A 17,760-nucleotide genomic window follows, 5' to 3' on the forward strand; every position below is an offset into this window, starting at 1 on the left:
CGTACCTAGTGCAGCACATCGCGCTGACAGGCGTCGAGACAATCACTTGACACACCAAGTAGTACAGGTTCATGCTCTACACCAAGCTGACGTACTAAGTACGTCAAGTTCACGACCCAAGGAGCGCGTCATGCGTCAGATCCCCGTCGACACCTCCAACGCGACCGTGATGGTCGCCAAGGCTCCGCAGCCGAAGGTCAAGGACCGTCGCACCGGTGAGATCGCCATCGACAAGGACGGCGTCACGCTGATGACCGTGGAGGTCATGTTCTCCACGCCGGATGAGGTCGAGATCCTCAAGCTCACCGTCCCTCAGCCCGGCGTCTCCGAGGACCTGGCCATGGGTACCCCGGTCGCACTTACCGGCTTGGTCGCCTCGGCATGGGAGAACGAGTTCAACGGGCAGAAGCGGCACGGCATCGCCTTCCGCGCGGTCGCGGTGACGTCGCTCGCCGCCGCTACCTCGAAGCCCAAGGCGGCCTGACCATGACCTGGTTCATGGTCGCGCTGGTGCTGGTCGTCGCTGCTGCGGGTCTCCTGCGGTGGCGGCGCCCCGCCTGGTACTGGATGACCTTCGGGGTCACCCTCGCCGCCCTGCGGGTCCTGGTCCGGTACGCCTCCGTCATGGACGCCTGCGGGCTGACCGTCCCGCCCTCGCGTTGGCGCCTTGCCCTCGCCCGGATGACCAACCGACCGTCACCCGAATCCCGCGCCCCGCGCATCCTGCGACTGCGGCCGACCCGGACAGGTTTGGTGCTCCGGCTCAAGCTCCGCCCCGGACAGGACGCCTTCGACGTCTCCGCCGCAACAGACCGGCTACGCCACTCCTTCGGCCTGTACGGCGTCACCTCCCGCGAACTTCGCTCCGGTGTAGTCGAGTTGAGGATGACGGGCTATGACGTCCTCAAGCGGGTGCAGATGCCCGCCAAGACCGATCGCGCACCCATGCGGGTTCCTGTCGCCCTGCGCGAGGACGGCTCAGTCCACTACCGCGACTACCGAGCGGTCCCGCACGGCCTCACCCTCGGCGCCACGGAATCCGGGAAGTCCGTCTACCAGCGCAATCTTGTCGCAGGGCTGGCCCCGCTAGATGTCGCCCTGGTCGGTATCGACTGCAAGCAAGGCGTCGAACTCTTCCCGCTGGCCCGCCGCTTCTCCGCCCTTGCCGACAACCCTGACACCGCCCTCGACCTGCTCGAATCCCTGGTCACTCACATGGAAGGCGTCTATCAGCTGATCCGGGCCAACCAGCGGATCACGGCGGACGTCCCGGATGCCGAGATCGCCGCCGACATCTGGGACCTGCCCGCCGACATACGCCCCGTCCCGGTCGTGGTCCTGGTCGACGAGGTCGCCGAACTCGCCCTGTTCGCCACCAAGGACGACGAGAAGCGCCGCGACCGCATCATCACCGCCTTGGTCCGCCTCGCCCAGCTCGGCCGCGCCGCCGGCATCTACCTCGAAATCTGCGGCCAGCGCTTCGGCTCCGAACTCGGCAAGGGCATCACCATGCTCCGCGCCCAGCTCACCGGCCGCACCGCCCACCGCGTCAACGACGAGACATCTGCCAACATGGCCTTCGGCGACATCTCCCCGGACGCCGTCCTCGCCGCCATCCAGATCCCCACCGACGCCCCCGGCATCGCCGTCACCGGCGACGCCTCCGGCGGCTGGGCCCGCATCCGCGCCCCGCACACCTCGCTGCGCGAAGCCGTGAACATCTGCAACAAGCACGCCGAGCGCACCCCGGACCTGCCCGCCCTGGCGGCCTTCCGCCCCGCGGTTGCCCCGCTGCCCTCAGCCCGCGTGCCGCTGTCCAAGACAGCCCCCGCCACCGCCTGAGCCCCCTGCTCCACCGGTCGGCGCGACCGCCTTCGCGCCGGGTCCCTACCCCCCCCATGCCTGCTGAAGGGAGAGCACGTCATGTGCCCCGACTGCGAAGACTTCGCCCGCACCGTGCTCCTGCTAGGCCAACTCGCCCTCTACGCCGACGTATCCGGCGCTGACCACGGCTTCATCGAGGCGCTGGGCCCGTCCCTCGCCGCGTCCCTGCCCGAGCCTCCGCCCGGTGCGTTCCCGCCCGGCTACGACCCCACCGACGGCCCCGACTACCCCGGCGGCTCCTGATGGCCCGCCCCGCATTCCGCGTGGACGCCGTCCTCGTCCAGGCCGTCATCGCCGGAGCGCTGTCCTTCGCCCACCTTCACGACCTCGCCGCCGCTGCCGGACAGGACGGCTGGAAAGCCTGGGCCTACCCGATCTCAGTGGACCTGCTCCTGGTCGCCTCCTGGCGGCGGTTGCGCAGTGAGGGGCCGTCCCGGCTGGCCTGGTGCTGGTTCGTGATCGCCCTGGTTGCCTCGCTCGGCGCCAATGTCGCGACTGCCGGACTCCTCGACCTCCAACAGGTCCCGGCCTGGTTGCGCATCCTCGTCGCCGCCTGGCCCGCGCTGGCCTTCATGGGCGGCACGCTCCTCGCCCACTCCGCCACCGACCACCCGGCACCCGAAGTGCCGGCCACCACGCCCGAGCCCGATCCGGTCGCCTCGCCCGAGCCGGGAGCCCTCCCGGCCGCAGTCACCGAGGCCGAGCAAACCCCCGCACTCCCGGCTGCCGATCCCCTCCCGGAGCCCGAGCCCGCCGCGCCTGCTGCCCCGGCTGCGCCCGCTGTCCCGGCCGCTCTGGTCGACCACGCCCGCAAGGTCGCCGACGACCACCAGATCCGCACCGGATCGCCGATCGACACCGACACCCTGCGCGCCCGCCTCGGCGTCCCGCCCCAACTCGCCCACGCCATCGCTGCCCAACTCGCCTGAGCCGAAAGGAAACGACCTCGATGCCTGCCCGCGACCACTTCCACTCCGTCATGCGGATCGGCCCCGTGCAGATCGGCACCCACCGCGACCGCCACGGCCGCACCAAGCACGCCGCCGTGTGCACCAACGACCGGTGCGGCTGGTCCTCCGACTACTCCAGCCAGAGCGCCGCCCAGCTCGCCGCCCGCACCCACCGCTGCACCGTCCGATAGGAGGCCACCGCCCATGGACGTCCCCCTCTGGTTCGCCCTCGCCGTCGTCGGCTACCTCGGCTGCAAGCTCATCCGCCCGCCGCTCTGGCTGGTCCTGGTGCTGCTCCTCGGCGGCTACCTCATCGCGGACAGCCTCCTCGCCCCCGTCATCGACACCGCCATCAAGTAACCACCCGCGAAAGGAGACTCACCATGATCCGCCCCAAGATCCCGACCATGCCCCAGCCGACCGGCCTCATCACCCCGCCTGCCGTCGAGCCGACCGCCGTCATCCAGCAGCCGCCCACCGCCTCCGCGCCGGTCGCCCCGGTCACGGCGTCTGCCCGGCCCACCGTCCAGCTCACCCCCGGCGCTGTCGTCGCCCTGATCGGTGGTGGGACGGCCGTGGTCCTGGTCGTCGGCGCGGTCCTGGTCTCGATGCTCCTCGCGGTCGCCATCACCGGCGCCTCGGTCGCCCTCTGCGCCCTGGTCATCCGCTCGCTCATCAACACCGAGGCCAAACGGCGCTGACCGGCCCCCGGGCGGCCTCAACCGCCAAGTCTCCGCCGCCCGGGAGCCCTGCCCATTCCGAACCCGAAGATCCGGAAGGAACTCCCAGCATGACGCGCCGCACCACACCGCCGCCCCGCATCTGCCCCAACTGCGACGGCTTCGCCTCCGCCGCCGTCACCCTTGGCGGCCGCGACCCGCACGGTCGCCTGCACACCATCACTGCGCACTGCCCGGCCTGCCAGGGCACCGGCACCACGCACCGCCGCGCCGGCCGCAACCTGGAGGGCGCCCGTGCCTGACCTGCTGCTCGACCCGGCCACCCTCAGCGACCTGTTGAGGGTGGCCTCGGCCGATGACTATGACCGCTGGAATGAGCAGATCCGCCGCACCGGCGGCTGCGCCGACCCGATCCACCTGACCGGCTGGACGATCACGAAGGACAAGACGACCGGCGAGACCCTGCACCACTGGTCCACCGAGAACGAACCCGGTGGACGCCTCCGCCTCGCCTGCGGGAACCGCCGCGCCTCCCGCTGCCCCTCCTGCGCCTGGACGTACGCCGGAGACACTTACCACCTAATCCGCGCAGGACTGGTTGGAGACGACCGCCGCGACATCCCGGCCACGGTCCGCGATCACCCGCGTGTCTTCGCCACCCTCACCGCTCCCTCCTTCGGCCCGGTCCACAACCGGCCCGACACCGGGGTCTGCCGCTGCGGCACCTGCCACACCGCCGATGACTCCGTACTCGGCACCGCCCTCAACCCGACCACCTACGACTACGCGGGCGCCGTTCTCTTCAACAATCACGCAGGCAACCTGTGGCAGCGCTTCACCACCCGCCTGCGCCGCGAGATCGCCGCCCGCGCAGGACTCACCCGGCGCGAACTCGCCGACCACGCACGCATCTCCTACGGCAAGGTCGCCGAGTTCCAGAAACGCGGCGCCCTGCACTTCCACGCCGTCATCCGCATCGACGGCCCCGACGGACCAGACACCTCGCCCCCGGCCTGGGCCACCGCGCAGCTGCTCGACGACGCGATACGCGCCGCCGCCGCGCACGCCTACACCTCGGTCTCCGTCCCGGCCGCCGCCGATCAGCCCGCCCGCACCTTCCGGTGGGGCACCCAACTCGACGTACGCCCCATCAAGGCCTTCGGCGACGGCTCCGACATCACCGAGCAAGCCGTCGCCTCCTACGTCGCCAAGTACGCCACCAAAGCCGCCGAGAACACCGGCACCCTGGACCGCCGCATCGGCGAACTCTCCGAACTCGACCGCCACCAGGTCCCCGACCACACCCGCCGACTCATCAAGGCTTGCAAGGAACTCGACTCGCTCTACCCCGACCGCCGCCTCTGGGCCTGGGCCCACATGCTCGGCTTCCGCGGCCACTTCTCCTCCAAGTCCCGCCGCTACTCCACCACCCTCGGCGAACTCCGCCAGGCCCGCGCCGACTTCCGCGCCGCACAGGAACGCGAAGCCCTCGGCCTGGACGACATCGAACCGGACACCGTCCTCGTCCTCGCCGACTGGCAATACGCCGGACACGGACACACCCCCGGCGAATCCGTCCTCGCCGCCACCATCGCCCGCGACCTCCAACACAACCGCGAAACCGCCCGCGAAGCCCTACACGACCAACTCGCCCAGGAAGGAGCCGCAGCATGACCACCGCCACCCGGTCACGCAACATGCTCACCCTCGCGGAGGTCTGCGAGGAGCTGAGCATCTCGCGATCGACTTTCTACGACTGGCGAGCGAAGAGGCGTGCGCCGCGTTGCATCAAGCTCCCGAACGGCGACCTCAGGATCCGGCGGAGCGATCTCGACCACTGGCTCGACGACCGTGAGGACGTCGCCTGATGGAGACCACGTACGACGTGAAGGTCTACAAGATCCTTACGTACAAGGGCGCCCGGAAGACCACGTACACGGTGCGTTGGGTGGTCGCGGGGAAGCGCTGGCGGGAACCCTTCGGCACCGTCGCACTCGCTGAGGGCTTCCGCTCCGAACTGATCCGGGCCACGGGGAAGGGGGAGGCCTTCGTCATTGCCACCGGGCTGCCGATGTCCCATCGTTCCAAGTCGGCTTCGATGAGCTGGTACGCGTTCGCAGTCGGGTACGTGGATGCCCGTTGGCCGGAGCTCGGCGGCAACAGCCGTAAGAACACGGCCAAGACCCTGACGGCGGCTACCATCGCGCTGCTGCGTGTCCAACCGACCCAGTTCGCCCCGGTGGCCGTGCGGACTGCGCTGCGCGAATGGGCGTTCAACGCGACTCGTCGTGCGGACGCCCCGCGAGACGTGGTGACCATCCTCCGGTGGGTGGAGCGCAACTCCCTGCCGGTCTCGGCCTGGGAGGAGGCAGAGAGGGAAAAGGTCCTGCGCGCCGTCGACACGCGCCTCGACGGCAAGCAGGCGGCGGCCTGGTCCAGGAAGCGCCACCGCCGGATCCTCAACGTCGTGATGAAGCACGCGATCCGGCGGCGCGTGCTGCGGACCAACCCACTCCCCAAGGGGAAGGAGTCGACGGCTGTCACCAAGACCAGCAACGCCGTGGACAAGCGGTCCTTGATGAATGCGGACCAGGCGGCGGCTCTCCTCGACTGGGTTCGGCGCCGGCCGCGTGGAGGAAGGCGGCTGCACGCGTTCTTCGCCACGCTGTACTACTGCGGTCTGCGGCCGGAGGAAGCCGTAGCCATGCGAGTTGAAGACGTGACGATTCCCGGCCCCGACGCCCGGGATCAGTGGTGTGAGCTGCTGATCCACACGGCGACTCCGGAGGTCGGCAAGCAGTGGACAGACACCGGAGAGATCCACGAGGAACGTGACCTGAAGGGCCGTGCCGAGGGCGAGACGCGCACCGTGCCGGGGCATCCCGCCCTGACGCGCATCCTGCGACAGCACATCGAGGACGAACAGCTGGAGCCGGGGGATCTGCTGTTCCAGGGGGAGACGGGCGGCATCCTCGCGGGTTCGGTTATCCGCCGGGCCTGGCGCAGTGCGCGCAAGGCCGTCTTGCCCCCGCACGTCTTCGAGTCGCCCACGGGCAAGCGGGTGTACGACAACCGGCACACGCGCCTGACGAAGTGGCTCAACGACGGCATCCCGCCCGCCCAGGTTGCGGAGTGGGCAGGGAACAGCGTGCCCGTGCTGCTTGCCACCTACGCCCGGTGCGTCGACGGGCAGCTGCCGGACTTGAAGAAGCGTCTTGAAGCTGCCGGAGACCTCCCCGAGCCGCCCGACGCTGGTTGATCTTCGGCCAAAGAACTTCGACACGTATTCGACACGGCCACCCGCAAAAACCCGGTGACAGCCGGACAGCCCCGGAGTCCTCCCTTGATCGTCAGGGGAGTGCCCGGGGCTTCGTCGTGCCGAGCGATACCCGCTCTGAGCAGCAAAAACGCCCTCCCGAAGGAGAGCGGAGAAAAGGCGCCCCCGGCAGGACTCGAACCTGCGGCCAAGCGCTTAGAAGGCGCCTGCTCTATCCACTGAGCTACGGGGGCCGGGTGTGGTGGCCTCTGTCTTGGGTGCCCGGGTGTGGGCCGTTCCGTGACGTTGCCGGGGACAAGGATAGGGCTCCCACGACCTTGTCCCTGTTGCTTCGCCTCCGTGGCTCGATGTGGAGGTTCAGTGAAGCGGTCCTGATAATCGCAGGCAGGTACGAATCGTGCATCGCTTTTGGCGCCTCGCGCACCGGGTGTTGTGCACTCGTTATGCCTGGACTGTGCCTGCGTCCCAGTCGTCCCTTCCATCCCTTGTGTCCGGTCGGCGCGCAGACATGGCCATATGCTTCAGAATTCCCCCAAAATTGGGCATTCTTCACATGTGGTGACCTTGGACGTAAGGCCTCAGCTGCTCGACGCACTCTCCGCCCTGCGCGACCGTGTCGCCGCCGCACGCTTCCCGCTGCCCCTGGCGGGGGCCCCACGCGCGCGTGCCAACCGCGACGAACTGCTCGCCCAGCTCGACGACTATCTGGTGCCCCGGTTGAGAGACCCCGAAGCGCCACTGCTGGCCGTGGTGGGCGGTTCCACCGGGGCCGGCAAGTCGACCCTCGTCAACTCCCTTGTAGGACGCCGGGTGAGCGAGGCGGGCGTGCTGCGGCCGACCACGCGGACACCGGTGCTTGTCTGCCATCCGGAGGACCACCACTGGTTCAGCGGGATGCGCGTACTGCCCGACCTCACCCGCGTGTGGGTGCCCCACCACGAGCCGGGGGACGAACTCCTGCTGCCCGGCGAGAACCCCGCGCGCGTGCTGCGCGTCGAGACCGCCGACACCCTCCCGCCGGGCATCGCGCTCCTCGACGCACCCGACATCGACTCCCTGGTCGCCGACAACCGTGTCCTCGCCGCCGAGCTGGTCTGCGCCGCCGACATCTGGATCATGGTCACCACGGCCGCCCGCTACGCCGACGCCGTCCCCTGGCATCTCCTGCGCACCGCCAAGGAGTACGACGCCACGCTGGTGACCGTCCTCGACCGGGTGCCGCACCAGGTCGTCTCCGAGGTCTCTCGGCAGTACGGCGCCCTGCTCACCAAGGCGGGTCTCGGCGAGGTGCCCCGGTTCACGGTGCCGGAGCTGCCCGAGTCGGCCTGGGGCGGCGGGCTGCTGCCGGCCACCGCCGTGGCCTCGCTGCGGACCTGGCTCGTCCACCAGGTGCAGGACCCCGCGGCCCGGCACTACGCCGTCGCCCGTACGGCCCACGGCGTCCTGAACTCCCTCAAGTCCCGCATGCCCGAGCTGGCCGGCGCGGCCGCCGCCCAGTACGCGGCCGCGCTGCGGCTCACCGCCGCCGTCGAGGGGGCGTACGACAGCGAGTACGCGCGCGTGCGGGGGCGGCTGCAGGCCGGTGCCGTGCTCGCCGGTGACGCCCTCAAGCGCTGGCGGGCCTTCCCCCTCGACTGCACCGCCTCGGAGCTCCTGGACGCCCTGGTGGAGAGCCTGGGCGCCCTCCTGCTGTGCGCGGTCACCGCCGCCGACGAGCGCGTCGACGAGGCCTGGCGGCGCGAACCGGCCGGCGCCGCGCCGGAACTGACGGACCGCGACCCGACCCTGGAGAGCGCCGAGCACCGGATCGGGATGGCCGTACGGCGCTGGCGGCGGGAGCTGGAGGAGTACGCCGAGGAGGAGATCCGCGACCTCGACCGCGGGGCCCCGCCCGACCCGGAGACGGTCGCCGCCCTCGTTGCCACCGCGCTGCTCGGCGGACGCCGGGCCCGGGTCGCGGGCGAGGGGCTCGCCGAGCGGATCGGCGCCCACGGGGCCCTGCGGCTGCGCGACCGGGGCGGACGGTTGCTCGCCGAGCACCTCGACCGGGTCGTGAACACCGAACGCGAGCGCCGGCTCGCCCCGCTCGACGCACTCGACGTACACCCCGAACCACAGGCCGAACTCATCGCCGCGCTGTCCGTACTGCAGAAGGAGAGGTGACCGATGACCGCCGTGACGGATCAGGACCACACGGATCAGGACCACACGGGGCGGGCGGGGGACGCCGTATCGGAGAACGCCGTATCGGAGAACGCGGAGGGACCGGCCGAGGAATCCGCGCGCGCCGAAGCGGACTCGGGCGGGAAGGACGGGCACGCGCGCGTGGAAGGGACTCAGGGCCGGGACGGGCGGGCGGACGCCGGGCAGGCGCGCAAGAGCGCGGGCTCCGGTCCCGCGCGGGCGGACGCGGGCCAGGGACACGTACGCGAGGAGGCCGAACGCGCGCGCGTGGAGGCCGTTGACACCTCCGCAGGGACGGCCGACGCCGACTCCGGCGGCTCCTGGGACGACGGGCTCATCGCGCGCCGGGTCACCGCCGAGACCGAGCAGGCCGCCGTCGTGGAGGTCCGTGGGCCCAACGTCCCGCCGCCGGCCCCGCTCACGTACGACGGCCCGCTGCGCGCCCGCCTGGAGGCGCTGCGGGAGCTGGTCGGGCTCTCGCGGACCCGGCTCGACAGCCGGACGCTCGCCGAGGCCGGCCAGGTCCTGGACGAGGCGGCCGCCCGGCGCAGGCTGTCCGGGCAGCACACCGTCGTCGCGATCGCCGGCGCGACGGGCAGCGGCAAGTCGCAGCTGTTCAACTCGCTGGCCGGAGTGGCCATCTCGGAGACGGGGGTACGCCGGCCCACCACGGCCGCGCCGATCGCGTGCAGTTGGAGCGACGGTTCGGCGAGTCTCATCGAACGGCTCGGCATTCCGCCCCGGTTGCGGCGGCGCCCGCTGCAGAGTGCCGACTCGGAGGCCCAATTGCGCGGGCTCGTCCTGGTCGACCTGCCCGACCACGACTCGGCCGCCGTCCAGCACCGCGAGCACGTGGACCGGGTTCTGGCGCTCGTCGACGCCGTCATCTGGGTCGTCGACCCCGAGAAGTACGCCGACGCGATGCTGCACGAGCGCTATCTGCGGCCCATGGCGGGCCACGCGGAGGTCATGTTCGTCGTCCTCAACCAGATCGACCGGCTGCCCGGGGAGGCCGCCGAGCAGGTCCTCGACGACCTGCGGCGGCTGCTCGACGAGGACGGGATCGCCCTCGGGGAGTACGGCGAACCAGGCGCCACCGTGCTCGCGGTGTCCGCTCTCACCGGGGACGGAGTCGGTGAACTGCGGGAGGCGCTCGGTCAGTTCGTGGCGGAGCGCGGGGCTCCCTCGCGGCGGATCGCGGCCGACGTGGACGCGGCCGCGTGGCGGCTGCGGCCCGTCTACGCGACGGGCCGGCGCACCGGGCTGAGCGAGGCGGCGCGCGACGACTTCGCCGCCCGGCTCGCGGACGCGGTCGGCGCCACCGCGGCGGGCGAGGCGGCCGAACGCGCCTGGCTGCGCAACGCCAACCGCGCGTGCGGTACACCCTGGCTGCGGCTGTGGCGCTGGTACCACGACCGGCGCGAACCTCCCACGGGCCGACTGCCGTTGCGCGCCCACCCGGACGAGGAGGCGACCGCGCGTCAGCAGGTCGAGCAGGCGGTACGCACGCTCGCCGACCGGGCCTCGGCGGGGCTGCCCCCGGCGTGGGCGCAGGCGGTGCGCGAGGCGGCCGTACGCGGCTCCCAGGGGCTGCCCGAGGCGCTGGACGAGCTGACCGCCCGGGCCGGACTCCCACCGGGCCGTCCGCCGCGCCCGGGCTGGTGGCCGGTGGCCGTGCTGGCACAGGCGTCCATGACCCTCCTCCAAATCGTCGGCGGGCTCTGGCTGGTGGGCCAGATCGTCGGGGTCATGGCGCCGAACCTCGGGGTCCCGGTGCTGCTGATGGTGGCGGGCATCATCGGCGGCCCGCTCGTCGAGTGGAGCTGCCGGATGGCGGCGCGGGGGCCGGCGCGGCGGTACGGCGTGGAGGCGGAACGGCGGCTGCGGGAGGCGGCGTCGGGATGCGGGAGGGCGCGGGTGCTGGATCCGGTGGCGGCGGAGCTGCTGCGCTACCGGGAGGTCCGGGAGCAGTACGGCAAGGTCGTCGGGGTGGGGTGACGGCCGACGGCGGTGAGGTCCCTCGTTCGGGTGGCGGAGTTTTCCACAACCCGGGGATGGTCCACAGGGCGCAGCGGGCCCGGCCCGGCGGAGGCAGTCTGGCTTCGCGGCGATCGCGGTGACGCGGTCGGCACGCAGACAGCAGCAGCCGTACGGGACGGGCCCGTACGCATGTCAGGGAGGGGATCCCAGCGATGAACGAGACCATGATCTGCGCGGTGGGCAACGTGGCGACACAGCCGGTGTACCGGGAGCTGGCGACGGGCGCGTCGGTGCGGTTCCGGCTGGCGGCGACCGCACGCTATCTGGACCGCGAGAAGAACGAGTGGACGGACGGGCACACCAACTTCTTCACGGTGTGGGCCAATCGCCAGCTCGCCACGAACGTGGCGGGGTCGATCAACGTGGGTGATCCGGTGGTCGTCCAGGGCCGGTTGAAGGTGCGTTCGGAGGTGCGCGAGGGGCAGCCGGCCTGGACATCGGCCGACATCGACGCGGTGGCGATCGGCCACGACCTGGCGCGCGGCACCTCGGCCTTCCGGCGCACCCAGCGGCCGGAGAACACCGCCGCGGGTTCGTCCACGCAGCCCGAGCCCGTCTGGGAGACGCCACCGGGCGAGGCAGCGGAACGACAGGAGGCCGTCGCGGTGACGTGACGCCGACCGAGGGCGCGGCGACGGCGACCGAAGTGCGGCTTATCAGCGCATGTGTTCCGGTCATCTCTGGTCGATTTGTCGATAAGCCATACGAGTGAAAGGTCGTGGCGATAACGATTCCGAGTCGGATCGATCTTCCGACGGCCTCCTCGGGAAGAGGGGGGCGGCCGCGTCCCTAGGATGCCGAACACAGCTTCCGGGGCTACTGAGTTTGCTGGTGGGACCGCCACCCCGCTCGACAACGGGTCCTGCTCGAAGGGGAATTCCGTGTTTTCTGCGTTCTCTGCGCTGTCCGTGCGCGGACGGGGGGCGGCTCGCCTCGCGGCCGTCACGTTCGTCTCTGGCCTACTCGCCGCCGGTGCGACGGTGGCCGTCGCCGGCACGGCGTCGGCGGACGAGGCGGCGCAGAACCAGAGAGGGGCGACCGCCACCATAGGAGGCCTGAAGACCTACGGTGACGCGGTGATACACGACACCGACGGCGATCTCCAGGTGTCGGCCGGGCTGTTCGAGATGTCCGTCGAGGGCGGCGGAACGCTCCAGACCTACTGCGTCGATCTCTACAACCCCACGCAGAAGGACGCCAAGTACCACGAGACCGACTGGAGCGGCACCTCGCTGGGCGCCAACAAGGGTGCGGGCAGGATCCGTTGGATCCTGGAGAACTCCTATCCCCAGGTCAACGATCTCGCGGCGCTCGCCGCCAAGGCCGGTATCGCCTCCGGCCTGACCGAGCAGGACGCGGCGGCCGGCACCCAGGTGGCGATCTGGCGCTACTCGGACGACGCGGACGTGGACGCCGTCGACCCGCAGGCCGAGAAGCTCGCGGACTACCTCCAGAAGAGCGCCCGTGACGTCGTGGAGCCGGCCGCGTCCCTGACGCTCGACCCGCCCGCGGTCTCCGGTCACCCCGGCGAGCTGCTCGGCCCGGTGACGGTGCACACCAACGCGGCCGGCGCCACGGTCACCCCGCCGGCGGACACGGCCACCAGCGGCGTGCGGATCGTCGGCAAGGACGGCAGAGCGGTGACCTCGGTCAGCGACGGCAGTGAGCTCTACTTCGACGTCCCCGAGGACGCGGCGGCGGGCTCGGCCGACCTCACCGTGCAGGCCTCGACCACCGTGCCGGTGGGCCGTGCCTTCGCCTCCGAGAGCCGGAGCCAGACCCAGATCCTCGCCGGCTCCAGCGAGTCGACGGTCTCGGCCACGGCGAGCGCGACCTGGGCGAAGGAGGGTGCCGTGCCGGCTCTGTCCGCGGCGCGGAACTGCACGAAGGGCGGCCTGGACATCACGGCGGTCAACCAGGGCGATGAGGAGTTCGCCTTCGAGTTGATGGGCATCAAGTACGCCATCGCGGCGGGCGAGTCCCGCACGGTGACGGTCCCGCTCCAGGAGGACCAGGCCTACGACTTCACGATCACCGGCCCCGACGGTCTCGCCGAGCGCTTCACCGGTGTCCTCGACTGCCGCACCCGCAGCAGTGAGCGGGGCGCCACGACCCAGACCCTCAGCGAGCCCAGCCCCGCCACGGTGGCCCTCCCCACCACCGACGTCAACCTCGCCGAGACCGGCGGCTCCGCGACCACCCCGCTGATCGCTGGCACCGCCATCGCGCTGGTCGTGATCGGCGGCGCGGCCCTGGTCCTCACGGGCCGGAAGCAGAACCGGGCCCAGGACTGACCGCGGCGCGTCGGTGACGGGCAGAATGGCATCATGACCAAGCCATCCGCATCGCCGGCGCGTCACACCTCCTCGGACTCGGTGCTGTCCCTGTGGTCGCAGGACTCGGTGCTGTCGATCGGCTCGGTGGGCTCGGTGCTGTCCATCGGTTCCGTGGGCTCGGCCCTCTCGGTCGGCTCGATCGGCAGCGCCCTGTCCGTGGGCTCCATCGGTTCGGCCCTGTCCCTGATCTCGGCGGGATCGTGGCTGAGCACGGGGTCACTGCTGTCGGCGCAGTCGACGTGGTCGGTGCTGTCGTGGCGGACGTCCCGGGGGTGGATGCGGTCCTTGGGGGCGGTGGGGGCGGTAGGGGCAGCGGGCGCGGTGGTAGTGGGTGCGGCTGTGGTGCTGGCCGTGCGTGGGACGGGCGACTGACCACTGGCTGCGACGTTCCTCCAGGGGAGGGGCTCAGCGGTGGGGAGGTGGTCCTGAACGCCGTCCGCTCACCGGTCCGTGGAAGGTGGGTGAGGTGGCCGGTCCTGGACCGGGGTGCTGAAGGTGATGCCGGAGAAGTCACGTCCCTGCACGACGGGTCCGTGCTGTGTGCCGCCGCTGATGGCGTTGTGCGTGTCTCCGTCCCCGGTGCGCAGCAGCTGAGCCTGCTGCTGCCACTGCGTCAAGTCCGCGTGGAACGAGGGGTCTTGTTCGGCGCGGCGGTTCAGGGCCTCGCTGAGCGCCCGCGCTCGCTCCACGTCATGGGGGGCCTCGGACAGGGCGGCCAGTTCGGCTTCGCCGGTCGTGGGGCCCGTCCGCACCAATCCCCGTAGCGCCGACCAGAGTTGCCGGCCCATCTCACCGCCCGCTCCGGTCGCCGCCGCCACGAGAAGGCTCGCCGAGATCGGATCCACGCCAGTACCCCCAGTCGCTCAAAGGAGTCGAACGCATCGGTACGTCATCGTCCCAGAGCGGGCGCCGAGCAGGGCGGTCGTCGTCGGCCAGATTCGGGGGCCGGTGTCCGGTACCGAGCCACGAGCAATGGGTACCGGACACAGGGCGGTTCACATGCCGAAGTACGTCGGACCGTGACTCTGGACCATCACGTATGCAATGCATGTCAGTACTACGACACGGTTCAGATATCTCACGAGGCTCTTTGCCTTTCGTTCTCTCAACGAGCGTTGGTCTATGCCGAGACGTGGGCAAGGCACAGCTGCGGACCGGAGTGGCAGCGGGGTGCCTCGTCGCACGCGAGAACATTAGCGTGTTGATCGAGCGTGCGTGCGGCTATGGCGAACCAGGTCGAACGCTGCGCGGGTTACGCGTGTATCCCTATGGTCCGGCCGCGCCCATCCGAATTGAACTAGGCGGTAACTTCGGCCCGCAGCTCGGCCAGTAAGACGGCGGCCCGGACTTCCTCGGCGGAGGCCCCGATGCTCCGGCTCACCGCCAGGCTCTCCTCCATATGGGCCAGGGCCCGGGCGATGAGCCCGGCGTCCCGTTCGGCCAGGGCCAAGTCGTGGAGCACCTCGGCCTCCTCGCCCGCCGCACGAATGGCACGTGCCATCTCAAGTGCGGTGATGTGGTGTCGCAGGGCCTCATCGGTGCGTCCCGCCGTGCGGTACGTCCTGCCGATGCGCGTGAGGGCGATGGCCTGTGCGCGCCGGTCTCCGACATCCCGCAGCACCGGCAGGGCCATGCCGTACAGCTCAAGGGCTTCATCGGCTCTGCCGAGCGCATCCATCACGGACGCCATATTCATCTGAAGGGTGGCTCTGTCTCGCGGATTCCCCATCCGCTCGGCCACGATCACCGCCTGCCGATAAGCGATTTCGGCGGCCTCCGGGTGCCCTGCTCTCTTGTGGAGTTCCGCCATGTTGTTCAGTGCGCTGTATTTTCCCCGCTCATCTCCTATTTTCGTGAAATCGGCCAGAGCCGAAGTGAAGCACGCCAGAGCTTCTTCGTTCTCGGCCAGATGGAGATGATTGATGCCGAGTAGATTTCGGCAGCGCGCGGTGCGAAGTGTGTCAGTAGTTCGCGAAAGGAAATCAAGAGATTTCTTGAGAAGTGATCGGGCCGATCTGTACTGCCCCGTCTGCCACAGGGGGATCGAGAGCTGGTGAATGCATTCGCTCTCGAGCTCCCGGTCCCGCAGTGACCGTGCGAGGTCGAGAGCCTGGCGTGCGGTCGAGATCGCCTCGTCGTAAAGGGAGGCGTGGGTGTGCACCGCGCAGAGGTCGAGCAGGGCTCGCACCCTGGCCGGGCTGTCACCTGCGGTGTTCCAGTGGGCGACAGCGCGCCGCAGCAGTGGCTCGGCCGCGGCGAGGTGTCCCTCCATGTCCAGGAAGCCCGCCAACACATGAACAGAAAGGGCGAGTTGATGTTCTGTGCCGTGGTTTACAAGCCAGTTCAGGGTGTCCAGAAGATTGGCCGACTCGGTGATCAGCCACTGTTCCGCCGACTGCGCGCCGACGATTTCCGGACAGGGTGCGGTGGCGGGAACGCCCGTGCCGAGATCGGTGCGTGAACGGAAGGGATAGGCCAGCCGGTCCGCCCGGTCCGCGGTGTGCACGTAGTGATCCACAAGGTTTTGCACGGCCAGTCGGGCGTCGTCCCGGGATTCGGCGTCGCCCGACTCGATCAGTGATCTGGCGTAGTCCCGTAAAAGATCATGCATGGTGAAACGGTGGGGAATGGGCTCGGCCACGAGGTGGTGAGCCAGTAGTTCTTCAAGTACCTGTTCAGCCGTCTCCGGGGAGAGCCCGGTGAGAGCGGCAACCGCCCGGGGACCGAACTCGACTCCCACATGCAGACCGACGCGGCGGAAGACCAGCCGCTGGTCGGCGTTGAGAGCCTCGTACGAGACCGCGAAGACATGGGTCAACGTGCGGTCCAGGTCGTGGAGTTGGGCCAGGCGGCCGTTGCCGTCGCTCAGCTGGCGCAACAGGTCGGAGGTGGTCCACGAGGCGCGGGCCAGCAACCGGCTCGCGGCGATCTCGATCGCCAGCGGGAGGTAGCCGCAGACCCGGACGATCTCCGCCACATCGGCGGGATTCGTGTCGCGCGCTCTCCCCAGCCGCTGTGCGAAGAGCGCCGCCGCGTCCTCGGGAGGCAGCACGTCCAGTGAGACCGGCCGTACGCCAGGCAGTCCGGGCAGTCGTCGGCGGCTGGTCACGACGACCGCTGTCGGGGAAGCGCCCGGGAGGAGTGGGCGGATCTGCTCGGAGGAGGTCGCGTCGTCGAGGATCACCAGCATCCGGCGGTCTCGTGCCACCGAGCGCCACAGGGCGACCAACTCGTCCAGTTCGCAGGGTAGTTCCTTGGTGGCCAGGCCGAGCAGCCGTAGCAGTTCGGTGAGGGCGCGGGCGGGGGTCGGTCGGGTCCGGTCGGTGGAGGAGCCGCCGAGGTGGAGGAAGATGCGGCCGTCCGGGAAGCGGTCCCGTAATCGATGCGCCAGGTGGACGGCCAGGGCGGACTTTCCGACCCCGCCCATTCCGTGGATCGCCTCGACGGTGACGACGTCCGCTGCTCCCCGCCCCTCGCAGAGCGCCGCGGTGAGCCGCCGCAGTTCATCGTGCCGCCCGGCCCACGGGACATCACGGGGCAGGTTGTCCGGGACCCGGCGCGTCGGCCGCGGGACGCGCTTGTCCTTGGCCCCGGTGTGGGGGAGGAGGTCTGCCGCGGGGGTTCCCGCCAGGATTCCCTGGTGGACCCGGTGCAACCCGCGGCCGGCGTCGAGGCCGATGTCCCGGACGACACGCTGCCGGGTCCGCTGAAGCAGTCTGGTCGCCTCGGCCGTCCGGTTGCCGCCGTACAGGGCGACGGCGAGTCGTTCGGCCAGGGCCTCGTCCACGGGGTGTGCCTCGGCCAACGGCAGGAGTACGGGCACGGCGTCGCTGAACTTCCCTGCGCCCAGAAGGATTTCGGCCCTGGTCATGGCTGCCACGAGGCTGGTCTCGCCGATAGCGGCACGCAGATGCTCGGCCCACGAGCCGGTGATCCCGCCCAGCGGCTCGCCGTGCCACAGAGCCTCCGCCCGGTCCAGCAGACGCAGTCCCGTCTCCTCGTCCCCGTTGTCCCGCAGGGATCGGGCTCGCTCGACGCAGTTCGTGTAACAGCGCAGGTCCACCCGTTCCGGGTCGACCTCCAGGGCGTACGAGTTCGTACGACTGACGACCGGGGGAGCGTCGCCCCCGGCCATCCGCAGGGCGCCCCGGATGCGGGAGATGTGGGCGTGGAGCGCTTCCCGTGCCTTGGCGGGCGGATGCTCGTCCCAGATGCGGTGGATCAGAGCGTCCACGCTCACCGTGCGACCCGCGTCCCAGGCGAGGCCGGCGAGCGCCAGCCGTGTCTTGGTCGATCCGAGATCGCTACGGCGGCCCGCCGTTCGGATCTCCACCGATCCCGAAAGCCTGATCTCGAACTCCACCAGCGTCCTCCCCGCCGGTAGGCCCTGTGATTGCCGAGCATTCGAG

18 protein-coding genes and 1 tRNA gene are annotated in these 17,760 nt (G+C 70.4%); 16 read left to right on the forward strand and 3 right to left on the reverse strand.

All coding sequences use genetic code 11. The annotated features are described in order from the left end of the window. Nucleotides 1–130: 130 nt before the first annotated feature. The 11 genes from ACZ39I_RS00635 (at nucleotide 131) to ACZ39I_RS00685 (ending at nucleotide 6,773) form a co-directional block, all read left to right on the forward strand. Nucleotides 131–484, forward strand: a complete 354-nt coding sequence (locus ACZ39I_RS00635; protein ID WP_389894226.1) for an SCO3933 family regulatory protein — start codon at nucleotides 131–133, stop codon at nucleotides 482–484. Between the two features lie 2 nt (nucleotides 485–486). After that, nucleotides 487–1,842 carry an FtsK/SpoIIIE domain-containing protein gene (locus ACZ39I_RS00640; RefSeq protein ID WP_467241394.1) on the forward strand — a complete coding sequence of 452 codons (1,356 nt, stop codon included), beginning with the start codon at nucleotides 487–489 and terminating at the stop codon, nucleotides 1,840–1,842. Between the two features lie 81 nt (nucleotides 1,843–1,923). Next, nucleotides 1,924–2,127, forward strand: a complete 204-nt coding sequence (locus ACZ39I_RS00645; protein WP_467241396.1) for a hypothetical protein — start codon at nucleotides 1,924–1,926, stop codon at nucleotides 2,125–2,127. After that, a complete protein-coding gene (locus tag ACZ39I_RS00650) occupies nucleotides 2,127–2,813 on the forward strand; it encodes a DUF2637 domain-containing protein (RefSeq protein ID WP_467241398.1) in 687 nt (228 codons plus the stop codon). Before ACZ39I_RS00645 ends, ACZ39I_RS00650 begins: the two co-directional genes overlap by 1 nt. A 20-nt stretch (nucleotides 2,814–2,833) precedes the next feature. Then, a complete protein-coding gene (locus tag ACZ39I_RS00655; RefSeq protein WP_190172747.1) occupies nucleotides 2,834–3,025 on the forward strand; it encodes a mobile element transfer protein in 192 nt (63 codons plus the stop codon). A gap of 13 nt (nucleotides 3,026–3,038) precedes the next feature. Further along, on the forward strand, nucleotides 3,039–3,194 hold the full coding sequence (locus tag ACZ39I_RS00660) for a hypothetical protein (protein ID WP_106409895.1): 156 nt from the start codon (nucleotides 3,039–3,041) through the stop codon (nucleotides 3,192–3,194). A gap of 23 nt (nucleotides 3,195–3,217) precedes the next feature. Then, a complete protein-coding gene (locus tag ACZ39I_RS00665; protein ID WP_467241400.1) occupies nucleotides 3,218–3,535 on the forward strand; it encodes a SpdD-like protein in 318 nt (105 codons plus the stop codon). An 89-nt stretch (nucleotides 3,536–3,624) separates the two neighbouring features. Then, nucleotides 3,625–3,816 carry a hypothetical protein gene (locus ACZ39I_RS00670; protein WP_467241402.1) on the forward strand — a complete coding sequence of 64 codons (192 nt, stop codon included), beginning with the start codon at nucleotides 3,625–3,627 and terminating at the stop codon, nucleotides 3,814–3,816. Then, on the forward strand, nucleotides 3,809–5,188 hold the full coding sequence (gene repSA / locus ACZ39I_RS00675; RefSeq protein ID WP_467241404.1) for a replication initiator protein RepSA: 1,380 nt from the start codon (nucleotides 3,809–3,811) through the stop codon (nucleotides 5,186–5,188). The genes ACZ39I_RS00670 and repSA overlap by 8 nt, the downstream gene beginning before the upstream one ends. Next, the gene (locus ACZ39I_RS00680) at nucleotides 5,185–5,382 is read left to right on the forward strand and encodes a helix-turn-helix transcriptional regulator (protein ID WP_467241406.1); all 198 of its coding nucleotides are present in this window, start codon (nucleotides 5,185–5,187) and stop codon (nucleotides 5,380–5,382) included. Before repSA ends, ACZ39I_RS00680 begins: the two co-directional genes overlap by 4 nt. Continuing rightward, nucleotides 5,382–6,773: a tyrosine-type recombinase/integrase gene (locus ACZ39I_RS00685; RefSeq protein WP_467241408.1), complete on the forward strand. Its 1,392-nt coding sequence runs from the start codon at nucleotides 5,382–5,384 to the stop codon at nucleotides 6,771–6,773. The genes ACZ39I_RS00680 and ACZ39I_RS00685 overlap by 1 nt, the downstream gene beginning before the upstream one ends. 178 nt (nucleotides 6,774–6,951) lie before the next feature. Here the strand turns inward: ACZ39I_RS00685 and ACZ39I_RS00690 are convergent. Beyond that, nucleotides 6,952–7,024, reverse strand: a tRNA-Arg gene (locus tag ACZ39I_RS00690). A 322-nt stretch (nucleotides 7,025–7,346) separates the two neighbouring features. On the opposite strand from ACZ39I_RS00690, the gene ACZ39I_RS00695 reads away from it, so the two are divergent. The 5 genes from ACZ39I_RS00695 (at nucleotide 7,347) to ACZ39I_RS00715 (ending at nucleotide 13,723) form a co-directional block, all read left to right on the forward strand. Continuing rightward, nucleotides 7,347–8,954, forward strand: coding sequence for a dynamin family protein (locus tag ACZ39I_RS00695; RefSeq protein WP_467241410.1), 1,608 nt, complete (start codon nucleotides 7,347–7,349; stop codon nucleotides 8,952–8,954). Nucleotides 8,955–8,957: 3 nt separating this feature from the next. Further along, the gene (locus tag ACZ39I_RS00700) at nucleotides 8,958–10,973 is read left to right on the forward strand and encodes a YfjP family GTPase (RefSeq protein ID WP_467241412.1); all 2,016 of its coding nucleotides are present in this window, start codon (nucleotides 8,958–8,960) and stop codon (nucleotides 10,971–10,973) included. 194 nt (nucleotides 10,974–11,167) lie between these two features. Further along, on the forward strand, nucleotides 11,168–11,629 hold the full coding sequence (locus ACZ39I_RS00705) for a single-stranded DNA-binding protein (RefSeq protein WP_467241413.1): 462 nt from the start codon (nucleotides 11,168–11,170) through the stop codon (nucleotides 11,627–11,629). A gap of 267 nt (nucleotides 11,630–11,896) precedes the next feature. After that, nucleotides 11,897–13,309, forward strand: coding sequence for a TQXA domain-containing protein (locus ACZ39I_RS00710; protein WP_467241415.1), 1,413 nt, complete (start codon nucleotides 11,897–11,899; stop codon nucleotides 13,307–13,309). 33 nt (nucleotides 13,310–13,342) lie between these two features. Further along, on the forward strand, nucleotides 13,343–13,723 hold the full coding sequence (locus ACZ39I_RS00715) for a hypothetical protein (protein WP_467241417.1): 381 nt from the start codon (nucleotides 13,343–13,345) through the stop codon (nucleotides 13,721–13,723). Nucleotides 13,724–13,791: 68 nt separating this feature from the next. On the opposite strand, the gene ACZ39I_RS00720 is transcribed toward ACZ39I_RS00715, so the two are convergent. Next, a complete protein-coding gene (locus ACZ39I_RS00720; protein WP_467241419.1) occupies nucleotides 13,792–14,196 on the reverse strand; it encodes a hypothetical protein in 405 nt (134 codons plus the stop codon). A gap of 452 nt (nucleotides 14,197–14,648) precedes the next feature. Beyond that, entirely contained in the window at nucleotides 14,649–17,714 is a 3,066-nt protein-coding gene (locus ACZ39I_RS00725; RefSeq protein ID WP_467241421.1) for an AfsR/SARP family transcriptional regulator, read from the reverse strand. Nucleotides 17,715–17,760: the final 46 nt, after the last annotated feature.

Source organism: Streptomyces sp. NPDC024687, from assembly GCF_055559055.1.